This is a genomic window from Scardovia inopinata JCM 12537 (assembly GCF_001042695.1).
Lineage (GTDB): Bacteria > Actinomycetota > Actinomycetes > Actinomycetales > Bifidobacteriaceae > Scardovia > Scardovia inopinata.
The window spans coordinates 691,387-710,130 of the sequence record NZ_AP012334.1 but is presented as its reverse complement, the minus strand read 5'-3'; the positions used below and the strand labels follow the sequence as shown (position 1 = coordinate 710,130).

The following is an 18,744-nucleotide window of genomic DNA, read 5'->3' as shown; positions in this document are numbered from 1 at the left end:
GGACGGGAGGACTTTTATATAAATCGGGAATATATAAATCGGGAGATTGACTATACTGAGAAGAGGCGTGACCGCCATCATAGAGGAATCAAACGGGCAGCTTCACACAAAGGAGTAATGAATAGTATGACCGCAATCACCGTCTTTATAGCAAGTCCAGAAGGGGCAAATGGCCGCAATGTCGTTGCAAATGGAGTTACTGCAGCATTGGCCAGGGAGAAGAAAACAGTCATATTCCGACCAATTGCTTGCAAACACAAGGATACCTTTACTGATGTGCTGATTCATACTGCTCACGCAAATCAGACCGCCCACGAAGCGCGGGTTGTTTGCCCGGGGCAGGCGGTGAAAAATCATGAGGATGCCCGGGGAGACATTGTTCGTTCTTGGGAGGAATTCATCCCAGCAACGAAACCAGAAGCCGTAGTGATTGTAGGACAGGATAAAAAGGCAGTTTTCGATCCTGAAGGTTTCGTTCTCGATACGCAAATCGCTGCAGACTTGAAATCCCCTGTTTTCCTTGCAATATGCTGCATTAACCGGGAGCCGAAAGCTGTCGGCAAAACCGTGGACGTCTGCATTCGGCAGGTTGAAAAAGCAGGAAATACGGTTGCTGGAATTTTCGTCACTGGCTGGAATCCATCTGATACCGAAAAAGGAGCAGGAATTAAAGCCCAGTTAGCGGCCTTTGACTATCCATCATGGCTGATTCCAGCCCATGACTGCATGATTGACCAAGAAGCTACTGATTCTCTACCTCTTTTTGAAGAGGCAGCACCAGCAAAGGAAGTGCTGGAGGCCTTGAAGCGGACAGATTTTTCCCGACCTGAGACTCCCTACGCTTTCCAGGCAGAACTCCTGACAAAGGCAAAAGCGCATAAAAAAACGATCGTCCTGCCTGAAGGTTCTGAGCCTCGAATCCTGAAAGCAGCGGATTATCTGCTGGACCGCGATGTTGTGAATCTGATCATTGTGGGCAGGAAAGATCAAGTCCTAAAACAAGCCGAAGAGCTGGGCTTAAAGAACCTTAATAAGGCACACTTCCAACCTATGGATGATGAAGAGATTCTGGCTGATATGATTGACAAGCTCTGTCAATTGCGCGCCAAGAAAGGGATGACAGTTGATAAAGCCCGGCAAAGCTTGCAGGATCCTTCCTATTTTGGTACTATGCTGGTTGTCCTAGGCAAGGCTGACGGTCTAGTTTCCGGGTCAGTAAACACCACTGCTAATACGGTTCGTCCCGCCCTGCAGCTGATTAAAACAAAGCCAGGCGCTTCCTTAGTATCTGGTGCCTTCATCATGTGCTTTGCAGATCATATTGCCGTTTTCTCTGACTGCGCCATCAACTTAAATCCCACCGCCTCACAGCTGGCTGACATAGCCATTCAATCTGCTCAGACGGCCCAGACATTCGGTTTGGATCCCAAGGTTGGCCTGCTGACCTATTCGACTCTGGGATCCGGATCCGGGCCAGATGTAGACCTAGTCACCGAAGCTACAAAAATCGTTTCTCAGAAAGCACCAAACCTACCTGTGGTCGGTCCCATCCAAATGGATGCGGCATGGTCTCCCCAGGTGGCTGCAACTAAAGCACGGGGGAATCCAGTTGCCGGACATGTCAATGTTTTTATTTTCCCCAACCTATCTGCTGGAAATATCGGATACAAGGCTGTGCAACGCTCCTCTGGTGCCCTCGCTATAGGCCCTGTCCTCCAGGGACTGAACAAGCCGGTGAATGATCTTTCTCGCGGAGCCCTGGTGGCTGACATTGTCAACACTATTGCCTTGACTGCTGTCTGTGCCCAGGAAGAGGTATGAGCCGCCGAGTATATTAAAAAGAGTTCATATATCATCAGATTCTATGATTAAAGGAGCCATGATGGCAAAGACCGTTCTGGTCATTAACTCAGGGTCAAGTTCTATCAAGTATCAGCTGGTTAATCTGGAAAGCGGAGAAGGCCTCGCTTCCGGTCTCGTTGAGAAGATTGGAGAACCCACTGACGGCGCTTACACCCACAAATTTAATGGTGAGAAGCACACTTTTACCGAGCCTATTAAGGATCACGAACAAGGTCTCAAGAAGGTATTGTCCTTCTTCGACCAGTATGGTCCTAATCTCAAAGATTATGATCTGGTTGCTGTAGGCCACCGAGTGGTTCAGGGCGGATACATCTTCCCCACCCCAGCTCTAGTTACCCCCAAGACTATTCAGCAGGTCAAGGATTTAGCTGTCTTGGCTCCTCTGCACAATGGTCCGGAAGCTATTGGAGCCGAAGTCATGACTCGGCTCCTGCCCGATGTTCCCCAGGGATTTGTTTTTGACAGTTCCTTCTTCTTCCAGTTGCCCGCAGCCTCCAGCACCTACGCTTTGAATAAGGAAGTTGCTGAAAAGTATCACATCCGTCGCTACGGTGCTCATGGTACCAGTCATGAGTACGTGGGCTCAGTGGTTCCGCAGCTCGTAGACAAACCTGCTGAAGGTCTCAAACAGATTGTCCTTCACATTGGAAATGGTGCTTCTGCTTCTGCTCAGATTTCCGGACGGCCGGTGGAAACATCCATGGGTCTGACTCCTCTGGAAGGACTGGTTATGGGCGGCAGGACCGGTGATATTGATCCAGCTGTCGTCTTCCACCTGATTCGTAATGCTCACATGGATGTGGATCAGCTCGATACCCTCTTCAACAAGCAGTCCGGCATGATGGGTCTGACTGGTCACGGAGACATGCGCGATGTAGATGCTCTGCGCGCGCAGGGAGATAAAGATGCTCAGCTAGCTTTTGACATTTACATCCATCGCATTGTCAGCTATATTGGCGCTTATACTGCTCAGATGAGCGGAGTTGATGTCATTACCTTCACTGCAGGTGTAGGTGAGAATGATTCTTCCGTGCGCCAGGCCGTCTGCGACAAGCTGGCACCGTTTGGGGTCAGACTCGATAAGGAAAAGAACGAAATCCGCAGCAGTCAGCCACGCATCATCTCAACCCCTGACAGCTCGGTAATTATTGCTGTTATCCCGACCAATGAAGAGCTCGCCATAGCCCGTAAGGTTGCGCAACTGGCTGAAGTTGGTGACGAATACGGCAACAAGTTCCAGCGCTGATCTGCTCATATACTGCTGCTACAGCAGATAGGGCCAGAGTGGTGGATTGCCCACTTAATAAGGTACCCACTTAATGCCCATTTAGTGCCCATTTAATAAGGTGGTATAAGTCTTATGCTGACTTATACCACCTTTATGTATGTTAGTGCTGATACTCAGTGCTGATAATTTTGCCGGATCATACTGGTCCACATCCCTGGAAAATCAGGAAGAGTTTTCCTGGTTGCCTCAATGTTGCTGATGGTCAGACCAGGTATAGGAATACTGAGCATAGCTGCAAAAGTTGCCATTCGATGATCAGCGTAAGTTTCCATACAGGTTGGATGTAAATCAGTCAGGGATTGCGGAGGATAGATGGTAATTCCATCCTCCAGTTCTTCAGCATTCGCTCCCACCCGGTGGATCTGATTTACCAAGGCTGCCAACCTGTTGGTCTCATGCCCGCGCAAGTGCCCAATCCCATGAAAGCTGGTAGGCTTGTCTGCAACCACAGCAAGAGCGGCAAGAGAAGGGGCAAGTTCTCCGGCAGCCGACAGGTTATAGTCCCCCAGGCCGTGAGGTCTGGAAGCAGAGGGAAAAGAAGCAGTCAGGGTATATGATCTGCCATCAGCAGCCTGACTGGTTTTATCAATATGAGCACCAAAATCAAGCAAATACTGCGGTAAAAGTCCACCAGGCTGAGTGGTTTCCTCAGGCCAGTCCGGTATACTGACTCTTCCACCAGCAAGAAGAGCCGCTCCCAGGAAAGGGGCAGCATTTGACAGATCAGGCTCTATGCGGATCTCTTCCGGCAGCTGAAGCCCTGTCTTACTTCTCGGTGGAAAAACACTCCACCTGACCACACTCCACCTGACCTGGCTGGAACCTCCGGAATCCGGTTGCGCATCAGCAGACTGCTGACGCATAACAAGACGACAGCCAGCCAGCTTTAACTCATCCATAGTCATCTGAATATGAGGAAGGCTGGGAAGGTGGGAGCCTTTATGGCGGATGATGACTTGGCGGGGATAGCGGCTGGCAGCCAAGAGGAGACCTGATATAAACTGAGAAGAAGCTGATGAATCAATCGTTACTTCCTGCGGTCGGTCTAACTGTGATTCTGTTTCAAACCCTGATTCCTCCCCCGGACTTATCTGTGCAATAAAATTCCGATCAGGAATAATCATAAAAGGAAGATGCCCTTCCTGGCCTAAATATTCAACCCGTGCTCCCAACTGGCACAAGCCATCGAGCAAGGGCTTCATAGGGCGACGATATGCCTGATCATCACCATCAAACACAACAGAACTGTCAGCATACAAAGCCAGGGCAGGTACAAAGCGCATCACCGTTCCTGCCAATCCACAGTTGATTCGACAGCGTCCTTTAAAAATACCAGATTCAGGAGGAATAACGGTCACAGTTGTACTGGTTTCATCCGCAGACAGCACCTGTGCACCTAGTTTTTTCAGGGCCTGTATCATCAGGTTCGTGTCTCTGGAACGCAGGAGACCATGAATAGTTGTCGGTCTGCCAGCGAGGGCAGCTAAAACTAAATACCGGTTGGACAATGATTTACTGCCGGGGATATGGACAGAGGCATCGAGAGGATGAGTTACCGTCGGCGGTTTCCACACAGTCATAATTTACCTCCAGCTAATATCTACAATACAGCCAGCCTACAGCAAGGCTACAGCAAGTACGAGTTCACCAGGGAAAAATATGGGGAGACTGGCGATTCTTAACATTATGTGCAAAAGAGTGTGAGAGAATGGACTTATGCAAATTCGACCTGGTTCTATGTATCCCCTCGGCTCAACTTACGATGGCATTGGCGTTAACTTCGCCCTTTATTCGTCAGCTGCAACAAAAGTTGAACTGTGTTTATTTGACGAGAACGATCATGAAACCCGCATTAATGTCACTGAATGCAATACCTTTATCTGGCATGTCTATCTGGTGGGGGTTCAGCCGGGGCAGAGGTATGGCTACAGGGTGCATGGCGCTTATGATCCTGAGCACGGGCTGCGCTGCGACCCCTCTAAGCTCCTGCTTGATCCCTATGCCAAGGCAATTGATGGCATGATAGATTCCGATGCCAGTCTTTTCTCCTATGACATCATGAAACCCAGCGACACATCTGCCCGCAATACCGAAGACTCAGCTAAACATACTATGAAATCCGTGGTTATTAACCCCTTCTTTGACTGGGGCAACGACCGCCATCCCCACATTGCCTACCATGATAGCGTCATTTATGAAGCTCATGTGCGGGGTATGACTAATCTCAATGAGCAGGTTCCTCCGGAATTGAGAGGAACTTATGCCGGACTTGCCCACCCCCATATGGTAGGTTACCTGAAAAATCTTGGGATTACAGCCCTGGAACTCATGCCGGTTCATCAGTTTATTAACGATTCCTTCCTCCAGGCCAAAGGCTTGAGCAACTATTGGGGTTATAACACTATAGGCTTCTTTGCACCACATAACGCCTATTCCAGCTCCGGTCAGCGGGGTCAACAGGTTAATGAATTTAAATCCATGGTCAAGGCCTACCACGATGCCGGAATCGAAATTATTCTTGATGTGGTTTATAACCATACGGCGGAGGGCAACGATATGGGCCCTACTCTCAGCTTTAAAGGCATTGATAATCATTCTTACTATCGTCTGGTGGACGGGGATGAACGCCACTATTTTGATACAACCGGTACCGGCAATTCCCTTCTGATGCGTTCTCCCCATACCCTCCAGCTGATTATGGATTCCCTGCGCTATTGGGTCACAGAAATGCATGTTGACGGCTTCCGTTTTGATTTGGCTGCTACCCTGGCCCGTCAGTTCTCTGATGTCGACAAGCTGTCTGCCTTCTTTGACATTATTCAGCAGGATCCAGTTATTTCTAACGTCAAGCTTATTGCCGAACCCTGGGATATTGGTTCCGGCGGCTACCAGGTTGGAGGATTCCCTCCCCTGTGGAGTGAATGGAATGGAATGTACAGGGATACCGTCCGTGACTTCTGGAGGTCCCAGCCGTCCAAACTACCTGAATTTGCCAGCCGCCTGATGGGTAGTTCTGACCTTTACCGGGCTGATGGACGCCGTCCTGTAGCATCTATCAACTTCATTACTGCGCATGATGGTTTTACCATGAATGATCTGGTCAGCTACAACAACAAACACAACGAAGCCAATGGCGAAGGCAATAATGACGGAGACAATAATAACCGGTCCTGGAACTGCGGAGTTGAAGGGCCTACTGATGTAACCGATATCAATGAACTGCGCAGCCAGCAGATGCGTAATTTCATTTCCACCATGATGGTCAGTCAGGGCATCCCTATGATTAACGGAGGCGATGAGATTATGCGTACCCAGCAGGGTAACAACAACGCCTACTGCCAGGACAACTCCTTATCATGGACCCACTGGAATCTGACTGATGCTCAGGAAGAGCTCCATGATTTTACCCGTAAGATGATCCATATCCGTCTGACTCATCCTGTTCTCCACCGGCGCAAGTTCTTTAACGCTATCGCTCCCGACGGCTGCTCAGTGCCGGAAGTGGAATGGTTTGATCACACAGGCAATGTGATGGATCAGGAAGATTGGGATAATACCAACGCCTTGACCATGATGGTTTTTCTGAACGGGCACGCCATCCCCGAGTCCGATGTATACGGAAATCAGATTGTTGACAACGATTTTATTCTCATCTTCAACGCCTATTATGAGTCTCTCATGTTCCAGCTGCCGGATGCAAAATATGGTAAGAAATGGAAACTCCTGGTAGACACTCACGACCCCTTCTCCCCCGAACTTGCTTATGAAGCCGGTTTCAACATCATGGCTCAGTCTAGGAGTTTCCTCCTGCTGATCAGCGATGATAATGATGTTCCCCTGGTGACTTCCCAAACTCAGGAGGCGTTCCAGATCGATATGAATCATGGTCAGGCCAAAAAAGTAAAAAAGCAGTCAGAACAATCAGGACAGACAGTAAGGTCTTCGCTGTCCCCTACTTCTTCTGACAATCCTGACAGGGGCATTTCTGATAAATCTTCGCCTGCTGGAGATGACCAGAATAAAGAGGAAAAATAGTCGGCCTCTCCAGCTTAAATCTCCGGATTTATGCGAGACTCTGTGCGTGCTGGCTGTTCTGAGGCCGGTACGAGTAGTGACAGTTCTTCCTGCTGAACCCGATCTGTCTCCATGGCCCCAATCTGTCGAGAGAAAATAATAAACCAGGCCATAAAAAGGAAAACTGCCAGAGCTTCCACATTGGTTAAGGAAGTATATCCCAGGACCCAGGAAATCCCCCTTGCAGCAATAATAACAATAATCAAATCCGAAACCAAATACATAGCCCGGGATAGTTGGGGTGCCAACCAGGGCAGGAGGACCATGAGCAGGGTCAAAGGCAGAGCAATGCCACGGGCACAAATATTATGCAGAACAGGATGGGGAGTATAGCGGAAGAGGCCTACTCCCAAAAAACAAAGAGCAGATAAGAGCAAGAGAAGGAAAAGGAGAAGCATGCGGCGAATAAAATGCTTAATCGGTTTTCGGTTATTATTTATTGTCAGCCGATAATATGTGATCATCTCAGACACAGAAAAATAGCTAATAATAATTATACAAATTCCCGCCATGACGATGGTATAATTAAAAAGCGAGGCAGCAAAGGTAGTTCTATCCCCCAACTGAGAAAAATTATTACGCCACCAATCATGATCATCAGACATAGAACCTGCAGTAGTAACTCCGGAAATCACAAAAAAGGGCAGGAGGGAAGCAACCGTCTTGGCACTGAGCTGGTTGGCCTGAACATAGGTAATATAAGCTCCAACGGCAGCAAAACCACCAACCAGCCAGATCAGATACTGACTAAACTGTGAGCCAAAAACATACGCAACCACAGTTAATGCAGCCAAAACAATGAAGAAGAAAGTCGTGGCATAAACCACAGTCAAAGAGATAATCTCCACAAAACGTCTCAGGGGTATCCACCATCCTTGGCGCAAAACCCAGGAATGCGAATGGCGGGCATAGCCAATAACAAAAGACAGGCTGCTGAAAGCAGCAACAATAGCTGCTCCAATCATCCGCCGACGGGCAGCAACCAGCCAGATAGGTGAAGCCAGATCTGTATAAATTGACATAATAAGGGAAGAAAAGAACATACAGAAAAGCCCCATAACTAATCCGGAATTCTCTGCCTTTTGGTTTTGTCCCATGCTTTGTAGTCTATTAGGGTGTCTGCCCGACTCTTCCAGGTAACCGCATGTCGTTCGAGTCATAGGGTTATACTGTAATGGTTGCCTGCACACGGCGGGCAATTCCCAGTTCGGGCTGTAGCGCAGCTTGGTAGCGCGCCTGCTTTGGGTGCAGGATGTCGTGGGTTCAAATCCCGCCAGCCCGACTTTTTATCTTTTTATTTCTCTTCCCACAATCACAGACAACTAGCATGGGCACCTAATAGGCACCTAATAGGCTAGCAGGCAGCTAGATCTCATATTCTCCAGGTCCAGGGATCGGTCACCAGTTTAGTCAGTATCATGTCAGGTCGGTTCTCTTCCCCGAATTTACAGGCCAGGGCATCAGGAATATCATGAATTCCGTATACAGACAGCCACAGTTTTTCAATGGCTGAGTGAGGAGTATTGATAAATGCCGGCCGGGGAAAAGAATCCTGGCCTGACAGACGGGCTGCATACCTGGCTTGCTGGCAAGCATCAGTAACCGGGTGATGGCGCAAATCGCTGGTTACATAAACATCTGCCCCCGATTCCACAGCCTTTCCTATCAGGGAATCTCCTGACCCTGGCAGGACAGCAACCAGGTTAACAGGCATATCCTTATCTCCAGCGACCGTGATTCCCACTTCTGTCTCAGGTAAGCAGGAAGCTACCCGGTGGGCGAAGCTTTCCAAGCTTTCTGTTTCTTTCAGCCGGCCCAGTCTGCCTAAACCAATCAGACTGGTTGCTTCCGGATCATCCACAGGTTCCAAAGGCCCCTGATCAATCAGCCCCAATTTCTCCACAAAAGCCTGACCCTGGCCGCGGACAGCCACATCGACATTGGTATGACCAACCCAGAGCCCACAGTGAGCCTCGATCAGCATGCGAACCAGATCACCTCTGAACCCCTGCCCTCCTACCGTGTGAACTGCCTGGAAAAAGAGGGGGTGATGGGTAATAAGCAGGTCAGCCTTGTGCATCAGAGCATCCTGGATAACCTCATATGTTGGGTCCACGGCACAGTAGATAGTCCTGACTTTCCAGCGCAGGTCGCCAACAATCAAACCGGGCTGATCCCAGGATTCTGCGTATGTAAGGGGGTAAAGCTCCTCCAAAACTGATACGGTCTGCCCAAGAGTAAGACCAGCCTGGTCCAGAGTATGATCGGCCTGGTCGCCGCCAAGGGCAGAACCTGAATCTGCCTTCCCCACTTTTTTGTCACTCATGCTGTCTCCTGCTTACCAGTTTTCAGAATATCTATCATTTTAATTCTTTTTTATTGCCTGTCGGGCTACAGAGTATCAGTGAGCTGCCAGCTGCCAATCAGAACCTATGCCGGTAGATACGTCAAGAGGCACAGCCAGTTCCACAGCTTCTTCCATGGCATTTTTCACCAGAGCAGTCACTTCCTCCTCTTCTCCGGAAGCCAGTTCCACTACCAGTTCATCATGAATTTGCAGAATGATGCGGCTCTTCACCCCAGCCTCGTCTAAGCTGGTGGCCGCCTTATTCATGGCTATTTTCATAATATCTGCGGCAGATCCCTGAATCGGGGCATTCAAAGCAGCTCTCTGCGCTGCATCCCGCAGTTGTCTGCGGCTGGAAAGCAGATCAGGAAAATAGCGACGGCGGCCGAACATAGTGGTGGTATATCCCCTCTTCTTTGCCTGCGAAACCAGGGATTCCAGGTAATCATGAACCTTGCCGAAAGTAGAGAAATACTTGGCCTTAAGCTGGTCGCTCTGAGCAGGAGAAATCCCCAGCTGCTGAGCCAGACCGTAGGTGCTGAGCCCATATGCCAGACCGTAGCTCATAGCCTTAATATGGCTGCGCTGATCGGGAGTTATCTGATCAAGGGGAACCTGATAGACCAGGGATGCCACATACTTATGGAAATCAGCCCCGGACCGGAAAGCTTCAATCAGGGCTTCATCTCCTGATAGGTGAGCCATGAGCCTAAGCTCAACCTGAGAATAATCGGAACTGAGCAAAGACAGATATCCATCAGAGGGAACGAAAGCCGCCCGAATCTCCCTGCCTTCCACGTTTCGATTGGGAATATTCTGCAGATTAGGATCGGTAGAACTCAACCGGCCAGTGGCAGCAACTGTCTGCTCAAAAGTAGTATGAATACGGCCATCAGACGTATTCACTGAATCCATTAAGGTTTGAACAATTTGTTTAAGCTTGTTGACTTCCCTGTGGCGCAGAAGAGCTCCCAGAAAAGTATTGGCTCTTTCGTTGTGGACAGACCGGATGTACAGTTCCTGCAGGGCTGCCGCGTTGGTGGTTCTTCCCCCGCTTTTGGTCTTACGGGTTGGCTCCAGCCCCATATCATCAAAAAGGACTGCCTGGAGCTGCTTAGGACTTTGTAGGTTGATCTGTTTGCCTGCCTGGTCCCATGCTATATGCTCAGCTTGGGCAGCCTGGGCAGCGAAAGAATCGTACATATTCCTCAACCGGCTGTAATCTACTCCTGCTCCAGTAAGTTCCATCCGGGCAAGAACAGTAGAAACCGGAAGCTCAATGTCTTTCAGCAGGCTGATTTCCTGTCTCTTCTCCAACACCGGGTAGAAAAGCTGATGGAGAGCGAGAATATAGGCACACTCTTTGGCATCACGAGCATCACGACGTGCCTGGGCAGCCTGATCTTCCTGGTCGGGCTGATTGTCTTCATTAGATCCCTGACTGGATAAATCTGAATCATTCCCCAGATCCAGGGCTCCCTGCTGAGGGTGAGGCTGCGGATTTTCTTCAGTTTCCAGATGCAGGAAATACTGAGCATATTGAGCTGCTGTCTCGATTTTTGCTGTAGCATCGGGCTGAACCAGGTATCCTTCCAAACGAGTATCAGACAGGGGAAGAAGAGTCCTGTCGGCGCTGATTTCAGGAAGGATGGAAGTGAGAAGATGAATCAGCCTCTTAAAATCATGAACCACGAGCTGTCCGCAGAAGGACTTGATGGCTGATCCCAAGGCCTGGATTACCTGTGAATTATGCAAATCCGCTTCCTGCAAAACCAAAGCCTGACCCTGGTCAGTCATGACAGACAGGGAGCGCAGGTGGCCGGTCCCCCTGTCTACTTCTCCACGGGCCGAAAGCACCCATACACGTCCTTCTGTCTTCTGGCGGTTGTCGGTCAGAATTGTTGATGTCACGCTGTCTACCAGTCTCTTCGACAAGAAATCATTAATAACCTGGCTGCGCTTATCAGAAGAGGATGGCAGGGTCTGGATCTGCGGGTCAATCACTTCACTGTTGGCAGGATTGATGTCTTCCGTCCCGTCGCTGAAAGTATAGACAGAGGAAGAAACTGGTGCCTTGAGACCAGACGCAGCAACAGCCGCAGCTTTCTCATCCCTGCCCTCGGCAATCGCCATGGCGGTAAGAATTCGTGTTTTAGTATTCTTTCCAAACTGGAGGGAGGAGAAAACCTCATTTACTTTCTCGATATTAGGCTCATGCAGAATAAAGTCATCAAGACTGACAGGCAAATCCACATCTCTGACCAAAGCATTAACCCGGCGGTTCAAACGAACCTGATCGACATTGTCTCTCAAAGCCTGACCCTTTTTCCCCGAAATCTGATCAGCATGGTCAATAATCTCCTGCAGGCTGCCAAACTCATTGATCCACTTCGCCGCATAGCCATCGCCTACCCCGGGAACTCCCGGAATATTGTCCGCCTGCTCTCCTCTCATAGCGGCCAAATCGGGATACTGATTAGGCCACACCTTATATTTGTCAAATACAGCCTGAGGAGTCATGTGCTTTAAATCTTTAAAATGATGCCCCGGGTACAGGACGGTGATGGACTGATCCACCAGCTGAAAAGCATCCCTGTCTCCTGATAGGACGAAAGTTTCATATCCAGCTTTCTCCCCCATAGTTGCCAGGGTAGCAATAATATCGTCCCCTTCAAATCCTTCCTTCTCTACAAAGCTGATATCTAAGGCAGACAGAACCTGCTGAATTAGAGGAAGCTGAGACAAAAGATCTTCCGGAGCAGCGTCCCTGGTTCCTTTATACTGAGGAAGCATCCGGTTACGGAAAGTTCCGCCTTTCACATCAAAAGCTATAGCAACATGACTGGGCTTTTCATCACGCAAAACCTGGGCAAGCATGGTTGTAAAACCGTAGACAGCATTGGTAACCTGACCATCAGAAGTAGAAAAACTGTCAGCGGGCAGGGCAAAATAAGCCCTGAAAGCCAAAGAATGGCCGTCAACCACCAGCAGCCGCCTGTCAGATTGCCCGGCAGAACCAGATGACGATGAGGTTGACAATGAGGATGAATGAGTCGCAGAATTTTGTTCAGCCATGCTCTCCATTCTACGAGCTCAGCCATAAAATACAGCAGCCAGCCGAAAAACTACTCCCTGCTGCCCTCAATTTGCTGAACGACAGCATCAGCTACTTCCATCATGGTTAAACGCCTGTCCATAGACGTTTTCTGAATCCAGCGGAAGGCCTCCTGCTCGGTCAGACCCATATGCTGCATGAGCAGACCCTTAGCCTTATCCACATGCTTCCGGCTTTCCAAACGATTCTTCAATTCATCAACCTGATTGCGAAGTTCTTGAATTTCCTTGTCTGCAGCGGCTTTACTATCAGCCGAAGGCGCTTCTGTATCAAGAGCCGGCATCTGATCAATGTGTTCTCTCAGGGACCTCATCTGCTTGAAACGCTCCTGTGCTACCGCCAGCGCAGGGAAAAGACGCTCAGGGACAAAAGGCTTGACCACATAAGCCATGACGCCGGCGTCTACGGCTTCTGCCACCAAATCTTTTTGAGAGAAAGCCGTCAGCATAACCACAGGAGCCAGAAAATCCTGGTTAATCTCGCGGGCAGCAGTAATTCCGTCTTTCTCCGGCATTTTAATATCCATAACTACCAGATCAGGTTTAAGCTGACGAACCTTGTCCACAGCTTCCTGACCATTTGCTGCTTCGCCTATGACCCTATAACCGTTCTCATTAAGGGCTTCAATAATATCCAACCTATTGAGGGCTTCGTCTTCGGCCACGACGACAGTAGGAAGCTTGTCCCCGCCTGTCGCATCTGTATCTGTATCTTTATCAGTTACCATAACTATTCTGCCTTCCTGGTGGAAGGACCATCGATGAGTCTCTCCACGCTGAGCGAACACCATTTCACTTATTCATGTATATATGGTCACAGTCAGGAAAACTTCCTTATCCTATAATCACACACACATATGCGTGCCTCGGGTGGGACTCGAACCCACACTGCACAGATTTTGAGGCTGTTTCCTCTACCAATTGGGATACCGAGGCATCAGATGCGAAAGGTTTCGCACAACAGAAATGAGTGTACTACAAATCAACGACCGACACACCCAAGCGGTTCCTGGCCTGCGAGGTTACAATTAAAGCAGCAGCTTCCCCACTTTCGGCGAGGGGAAGAGGAGAAAAATAATGACCCCTAAAGGAGTAGGTAATGGCAGACAAAACCTATCGTGAATTTGATCCCTGGCGTGCAGCACCAATTCGTGAGGAAAAGCGTGAGGAAATCCTTGAAACTCACTATTTCGACATCGATCGGGTAGATTTGTTCAGCACCGATATTGGACACTTTGAGCGCTATATTCTTCGAGAAAATGATGGAGATACCATTTGCGTCCTGCCTATCACGGACAAAGAAGAGGTCATTCTGATTGAGCAGTATAGGGTACCGAACCATTCCTGGACCCTGGAGCTTCCTGCAGGTCATGCTACCAATAAGGACCAAAAACCGGAAGAGGTGGCAGAACTCAAACTTGAAGAGGAAGCCGGCTATCAGGCCAGTCAATATTCTCCAGTAGTTCGCTTTGTAAATACTCCCAGTTTTTCCACCCAGCACACCATCATTTACCGGGCTACAGGTCTGACTCAGGTTCAGCGGGGAACTTTGGGACCTGAATCACCGTCTTCTTCTGCCCGGGTTATTCCTTTGACCAAAGCCTACGAGCTCGCCCTGAATGGGACCATTGTAGATGCTAAGTCTATCATTGGCATTCTCAACGAATATACTCGCCGGCACGCGGCGTAGAAAGAGCCCAGCAAGCCCTATCAGAGAGCTTGTGCACCAGTGACGTTTTCCCATTCTTTGTCAGGTGCTTTGTCAGGAGCCGGGGTCCCCTTCTTTCTCTTGAATTTTTGCGATTTTGTAAGCGTTATGGTGTAATCTGCTTTTTATGATTGGTTCTCAGCATGGCAAGAACAAGTCTAAGGCGAGAAAAAAAGGAAAAGCCAGACTTGTTGTCTTTTTTGTAGTTCTTGCCCTTATTCTTACCGTGGGCGGAGGGACGTTTGCCGCCTACCGTTTTTTCCAGGATCGGGTAGCTCCTGGAGTCAGTCTGGGACAGACCAGTTTGACAGGTAAGACTCAGGCAGAGGTCGAAAAACTTGTTTCTCAGCTGAAGGAGAAAACTATTATCTCCATCACCGGTACCGATGGGAAAAAACATCTGGTAAGTCTTGATGATCTAGGGGTAAGGGTAAAAATCAACAAAACTGCCCAGACCGCTGTTGATGCTAAACGCGATAAGTCTGATTTTGAGCGATTCAGCCCTGCTGCTTTGCAAAAACTTACCTTGTCGGCCACCACAGACGAGACAGTCATGCAGAACTATCTTGATAAGACTTTTGTAGGCAACAGTACCGGAGCCCAGGAGCCTCAGGTAATCTACAGCCAATCACAGGCGAAATTTATTGTGCGGCCTGGGAAAAGCGGCAAATCTGTTGTTCTGGATTCAGTCCGGTCAGCAGTGTCCAAAGCCTTGTCTCAGCCTGGGCATACTCAAAAGGCAAAAGCACAAGTGCGCCTCATGCAGCCGGCAATCTCTGATTCTCAGGCGGTAGCAGCCGCTGCCGCTGCCAACGCCCGCCTATCCACAATCATAAAGATTTCCAACGGGTCAACCAAGTCATATACTATTCCTTCTTCTCTCATTGCTTCCTGGATGACTTTTTCCAGCGATAAACAGACGAAAACGATGACTCTATCTTATGATTATGACGCTGTCTATTCAAGTTTAAAGACAGTTCTCCCCCAAAATCTGAATCAGACTCTGGTTAATCAGCAGCAGACTATTGATCATAAGAATCGCCTGGTTGCCGTGCAAGTCAAGGGAATCAACGGAATAACCGTAACTGACACTTCCCAGCCTGCCAGTCAGGTTGTGGCAGCTCTGAAAGCAGGCCGTAATGCTGTCATAACTGCACCGGTACAGACTAAGGCGTACTCTACCAAGAGCACTGTTGTCTATCGGTATGATATCCCTGACGGGGATCCTTGGGCCCTAGTCAATCTGAGTGAGCAGAAGGCATACGCATACAGTGGAACTACTCTAAAGAAGACTTTCAATGTTTCTACAGGAAAACCTTCCACCCCAACGCATCCAGGTACTTATACCGTTTATATTAAATTGAATACGCAGACTATGCGGGGCAAGGATTATGTCACTCCTAATGTCAAGTGGATTAGCTATTTCCATGGTGGCGAGGGTTTCCATGCTGCACCATGGAACCAAAGTGGAATTGCTCAGGGACGTCCCATGTCTCACGGATGCGTCAATATGAACCCCCAGGATGCCAAATGGCTTTATGATTTCCTCCCCATGAAGGCAATGGTTAAGATTACTGGCTCTACCCCAACTAAGGCGGTAAGAGGGTAAATAAGCAAAATATAAATATAAAAAGTATAAAAGAAGAATAAGAATAAAAATAAAATTATCTGCCAGGAGATCTTATCAGAAGATATTAGAATAGAGCAGAATACTAGAAGAGCCCGGATTCCTCAATTCGGGCTCTTCTTTTTCCCTATCGTGGATTCTATCCGCTTAAAAGGTCTCAGTCAGTCTGACCAACCACATGAACGTAGATGGAATCAGTGGATCCAGCCTTAGTCGCGACAGGAGAACAGGAAACGACAACAATGGTATCGCCATCAGCTACCTTGCCGTTATCCTTAAGAGTCTTGTCAACCAGCTTCATCAGGTCAGCACGGTTGAGACCATGATAATCAGTGTCAACGGTAATGCCTTCGGTGCCCCAGCTCATGCCCAGGAAGCACTTGGTGTGCTCATTGGCGGTCAACCCGTAAATCGGTGCCTGAGGACGCTCAGCAGAAATACGGTGAACAGTAGCACCAGTCTGTGTAAAGGCGGCAATGGCCTTGACACCCAACTTCGAAGCCAGCTCTACAGCAGAATGAGCAACAGCAGAAGAAACGGTGAATTTCTCATCCTTAATAGGAGGAATCCGGTCGTAGCCATGCTCAGTAGCATAGGAAGAGACGCGATTCATGGTCTCAACAGTTACCACAGGATAATCACCCACTGCGGTCTCATTGGAAGTCATGGTTGCATCGGCACCATCAAGAACAGCATTAGCGCAGTCGGAAGCTTCAGCACGAGAAGGAATTGGGCTGTGAACCATTGATCCCAGAACCTCTGTAGCTACAATGACCGGCTTGCCGTAGCTGCGAGAGAGCTCAATGCAGCGCTTGGTAATCAGAGGCACTTCCTCAAAAGGCATCTCCACGGCCATATCACCGCGGGCAACCATAATGCCGTCGAAAGCCTTGACAATTTCTTCCAGATTTTCAACAGCCTGAGGCTTCTCAATCTTGGCAATAACAGGAACGCGACGTCCCTCTTCGTCCATAATTTCATGAGCCCGATCTATGTCGGATGCGAAGCGAACGAAAGACATAGCAATAACATCGGCACCGGTCCGAATACCCCAGCGCAGATCTTCCTCATCCTTCTCAGTCAGAGCAGGGATGGAAACAGCAACGCCAGGAAGGTTAATCCCCTTATGAGAGGATACCGGACCAGCAACAATCACCTTGGTATGTACGTCATTACCCTCAACCTTGGTGACTTCCAGACGAACCTTACCATCATCGATGAGGATTGGATCTCCGGGATGGCAGTCAGCCGGCAGGCCCTTGAATGTGGTGGACACACGGTCTTTAGTGCCGGTAATATCATCAGTGGTAATAACGAATTCCTGGCCCTTATCAAGCTGAACCTTGTCTTCGCCCTGCTCATTCTTTTCAATCCAGCCACAACGAATCTTTGGTCCCTGCAGATCCACCAGGACAGCAACATTCTTTCCAGCTGCTTTGCCAGCCTGACGAATGTTGTTATAAATGGCCACGTGCTCTTCAAAAGTTCCGTGAGAACGATTGATTCGAGCGACGTTCATCCCAGCCTTGACGAGCTCGGTCAAGGTTTCCAGAGATGAGGAAGCCGGCCCGATAGTATCAACAATCTTAGCTTTGCGCATGAATGCCTACCTATTTTCTATTAAATGGAACGGGGAAGTCCCGTATTCACAACACACTCATTTTAACCGCAAGCAATGACGCTGTCCAACTACGTTTCTTCCCTGTCAGATTTCCTATCTGTTTGATTCCTTTGCCTGCAGGCTGCGCATCTTTAGGACACTGGCTATAGAAGCCGTGCCCAGGGAGACAATGATGACTATGAGAGAAACCCAGGTAGGGATTTCAGGAACTGAGCTTATCCCCTTGCCTGAATTAATAAAGGGCAAAGTATTGCTATGAAGGGCCTCCATTACCAGTTTGACTCCAATAAAGCCCAGGACCAGGGCAAGGCCATAGGGAAGATAAACCAGCTTGTCGAGCAGGGCACCCAGAAGGAAATAGAGTTGCTGCAGGCCTAAAAGGGCAAAAACGTTTGAGGTAAAAACAATAAAGGGGTCCTTGGTCAGACCAAAAATCGCAGGTATAGAGTCGAAGGCAAACATAACATCAGTAGTGCCGATAGCAACGAAAACAATAAGCATAGGGGTAAAATACTTGACTCCGTCTTTTACAACCCTCAACTTCTCACCGTCGTACTCATCGGAGATTTTCATGACTTTCCTCAGAAGGGTGATGAGTTTATTCTCCTTGTAATCATCGTCCCCATCGTCACCCTTGACCAGGGAAAAAGCCGTATAAATTAGGAAGGCACCAAAAATGAAAAATACCCATGTGAAACGAGTGATAATAGCTGCCCCCAGGAGAATAAAAATTCCTCGCAAAATGAGGGCCAGGGTAATGCCCACGCTGAGAACAAACTTTTGCAACTTTTTGGGAACAGCAAAGTTTGACATAATAATTACAAAGACGAAGAGATTGTCCACGCTCAGTGAGTATTCAGTCAACCATCCTGAATAAAACTCAATTGCCGGTTTGGATCCGGCTACCGCCCACATAATAGCCCCAAAAATCAAAGCAGCAGCCACAAAGAAGCCAATATGCTGCAAACATTCTTTGGTGGTGGGTACATGTGGCTTGCGGCCGACTATAAAGAGATCCACCACAAAGAAGATGGCCAAGACCAGCAGGGTTACGACCATAAAGATTACAGGGGTTTCATGCATAGTGTCCAGCTTAAGAGGA

At 48.8% G+C, this 18,744-nt stretch carries 12 protein-coding genes and 2 tRNA genes; 6 read left to right on the top strand and 8 right to left on the bottom strand.

All coding sequences use genetic code 11. The annotated features are described in order from the left end of the window. Nucleotides 1-126: 126 nt before the first annotated feature. Nucleotides 127-1,821: a phosphate acetyltransferase gene (pta, locus tag SCIP_RS02835; protein WP_006293009.1), complete on the top strand. Its 1,695-nt coding sequence runs from the start codon at nucleotides 127-129 to the stop codon at nucleotides 1,819-1,821. 61 nt (nucleotides 1,822-1,882) lie between these two features. Beyond that, entirely contained in the window at nucleotides 1,883-3,109 is a 1,227-nt protein-coding gene (locus tag SCIP_RS02830; protein ID WP_040590554.1) for an acetate/propionate family kinase, read from the top strand. A gap of 155 nt (nucleotides 3,110-3,264) precedes the next feature. Here SCIP_RS02830 and SCIP_RS02825 read toward each other — a convergent pair whose 3' ends face one another. Further along, complete coding sequence (locus SCIP_RS02825; protein ID WP_006293007.1) at nucleotides 3,265-4,731, bottom strand: 3-phosphoshikimate 1-carboxyvinyltransferase; 1,467 nt, start codon at nucleotides 4,729-4,731, stop codon at nucleotides 3,265-3,267. A gap of 136 nt (nucleotides 4,732-4,867) precedes the next feature. On the opposite strand from SCIP_RS02825, the gene glgX reads away from it, so the two are divergent. Further along, nucleotides 4,868-7,186, top strand: a complete 2,319-nt coding sequence (glgX, locus tag SCIP_RS02820; RefSeq protein ID WP_115672871.1) for a glycogen debranching protein GlgX — start codon at nucleotides 4,868-4,870, stop codon at nucleotides 7,184-7,186. A 14-nt stretch (nucleotides 7,187-7,200) separates the two neighbouring features. Here glgX and SCIP_RS02815 read toward each other — a convergent pair whose 3' ends face one another. Then, nucleotides 7,201-8,322: a hypothetical protein gene (locus tag SCIP_RS02815; protein WP_040590552.1), complete on the bottom strand. Its 1,122-nt coding sequence runs from the start codon at nucleotides 8,320-8,322 to the stop codon at nucleotides 7,201-7,203. Nucleotides 8,323-8,433: 111 nt separating this feature from the next. Between SCIP_RS02815 and SCIP_RS02810 the strand changes: the two genes are divergently transcribed. Further along, nucleotides 8,434-8,507, top strand: a tRNA-Pro gene (locus SCIP_RS02810). 90 nt (nucleotides 8,508-8,597) lie between these two features. Here the strand turns inward: SCIP_RS02810 and SCIP_RS02805 are convergent. From SCIP_RS02805 to SCIP_RS02790, 4 genes are all read right to left on the bottom strand, one after another. Next, nucleotides 8,598-9,482, bottom strand: coding sequence for a Nif3-like dinuclear metal center hexameric protein (locus tag SCIP_RS02805; protein WP_006293004.1), 885 nt, complete (start codon nucleotides 9,480-9,482; stop codon nucleotides 8,598-8,600). Between the two features lie 144 nt (nucleotides 9,483-9,626). After that, nucleotides 9,627-12,647 (bottom strand): DNA polymerase I, encoded by a 3,021-nt coding sequence (polA, locus tag SCIP_RS02800; protein WP_081442805.1) that lies wholly within the window; start codon nucleotides 12,645-12,647, stop codon nucleotides 9,627-9,629. Between the two features lie 50 nt (nucleotides 12,648-12,697). Then, nucleotides 12,698-13,414, bottom strand: coding sequence for an ANTAR domain-containing response regulator (locus tag SCIP_RS02795; RefSeq protein WP_006293002.1), 717 nt, complete (start codon nucleotides 13,412-13,414; stop codon nucleotides 12,698-12,700). 134 nt (nucleotides 13,415-13,548) lie between these two features. Continuing rightward, nucleotides 13,549-13,622 (bottom strand) — tRNA-Leu (locus SCIP_RS02790). Nucleotides 13,623-13,785: 163 nt separating this feature from the next. Here SCIP_RS02790 and SCIP_RS02785 point away from each other — a divergent pair. Continuing rightward, nucleotides 13,786-14,376: an NUDIX domain-containing protein gene (locus SCIP_RS02785; protein ID WP_006293001.1), complete on the top strand. Its 591-nt coding sequence runs from the start codon at nucleotides 13,786-13,788 to the stop codon at nucleotides 14,374-14,376. A 145-nt stretch (nucleotides 14,377-14,521) separates the two neighbouring features. Next, nucleotides 14,522-16,003 carry a L,D-transpeptidase family protein gene (locus SCIP_RS02780; RefSeq protein ID WP_006293000.1) on the top strand — a complete coding sequence of 494 codons (1,482 nt, stop codon included), beginning with the start codon at nucleotides 14,522-14,524 and terminating at the stop codon, nucleotides 16,001-16,003. A 175-nt stretch (nucleotides 16,004-16,178) separates the two neighbouring features. On the opposite strand, the gene pyk is transcribed toward SCIP_RS02780, so the two are convergent. Next, nucleotides 16,179-17,621 (bottom strand): pyruvate kinase, encoded by a 1,443-nt coding sequence (gene pyk / locus SCIP_RS02775; protein WP_006292999.1) that lies wholly within the window; start codon nucleotides 17,619-17,621, stop codon nucleotides 16,179-16,181. 114 nt (nucleotides 17,622-17,735) lie between these two features. Beyond that, on the bottom strand, nucleotides 17,736-18,725 hold the full coding sequence (locus SCIP_RS02770; RefSeq protein WP_006292998.1) for a TerC family protein: 990 nt from the start codon (nucleotides 18,723-18,725) through the stop codon (nucleotides 17,736-17,738). Between the last annotated feature and the right edge of the window lie 19 nt (nucleotides 18,726-18,744).

What these genes read in the sequence shown, in the direction of transcription:
- pta (WP_006293009.1), top strand. Translation starts at nt 127, where the DNA reads ATGACCGCAATCACCGTCTTTATAGCAAGTCCAGAAGGGGCAAATGGC.
- SCIP_RS02830 (WP_040590554.1), top strand. Translation starts at nt 1,883, where the DNA reads ATGGCAAAGACCGTTCTGGTCATTAACTCAGGGTCAAGTTCTATCAAG.
- SCIP_RS02825 (WP_006293007.1), bottom strand. Translation starts at nt 4,731, where the DNA reads ATGACTGTGTGGAAACCGCCGACGGTAACTCATCCTCTCGATGCCTCT.
- glgX (WP_115672871.1), top strand. Translation starts at nt 4,868, where the DNA reads ATGCAAATTCGACCTGGTTCTATGTATCCCCTCGGCTCAACTTACGAT.
- SCIP_RS02815 (WP_040590552.1), bottom strand. Translation starts at nt 8,322, where the DNA reads ATGGGACAAAACCAAAAGGCAGAGAATTCCGGATTAGTTATGGGGCTT.
- polA (WP_081442805.1), bottom strand. Translation starts at nt 12,647, where the DNA reads ATGGCTGAACAAAATTCTGCGACTCATTCATCCTCATTGTCAACCTCA.
- SCIP_RS02795 (WP_006293002.1), bottom strand. Translation starts at nt 13,414, where the DNA reads ATGGTAACTGATAAAGATACAGATACAGATGCGACAGGCGGGGACAAG.
- SCIP_RS02785 (WP_006293001.1), top strand. Translation starts at nt 13,786, where the DNA reads ATGGCAGACAAAACCTATCGTGAATTTGATCCCTGGCGTGCAGCACCA.
- SCIP_RS02780 (WP_006293000.1), top strand. Translation starts at nt 14,522, where the DNA reads ATGATTGGTTCTCAGCATGGCAAGAACAAGTCTAAGGCGAGAAAAAAA.
- pyk (WP_006292999.1), bottom strand. Translation starts at nt 17,621, where the DNA reads ATGCGCAAAGCTAAGATTGTTGATACTATCGGGCCGGCTTCCTCATCT.
- SCIP_RS02770 (WP_006292998.1), bottom strand. Translation starts at nt 18,725, where the DNA reads ATGCATGAAACCCCTGTAATCTTTATGGTCGTAACCCTGCTGGTCTTG.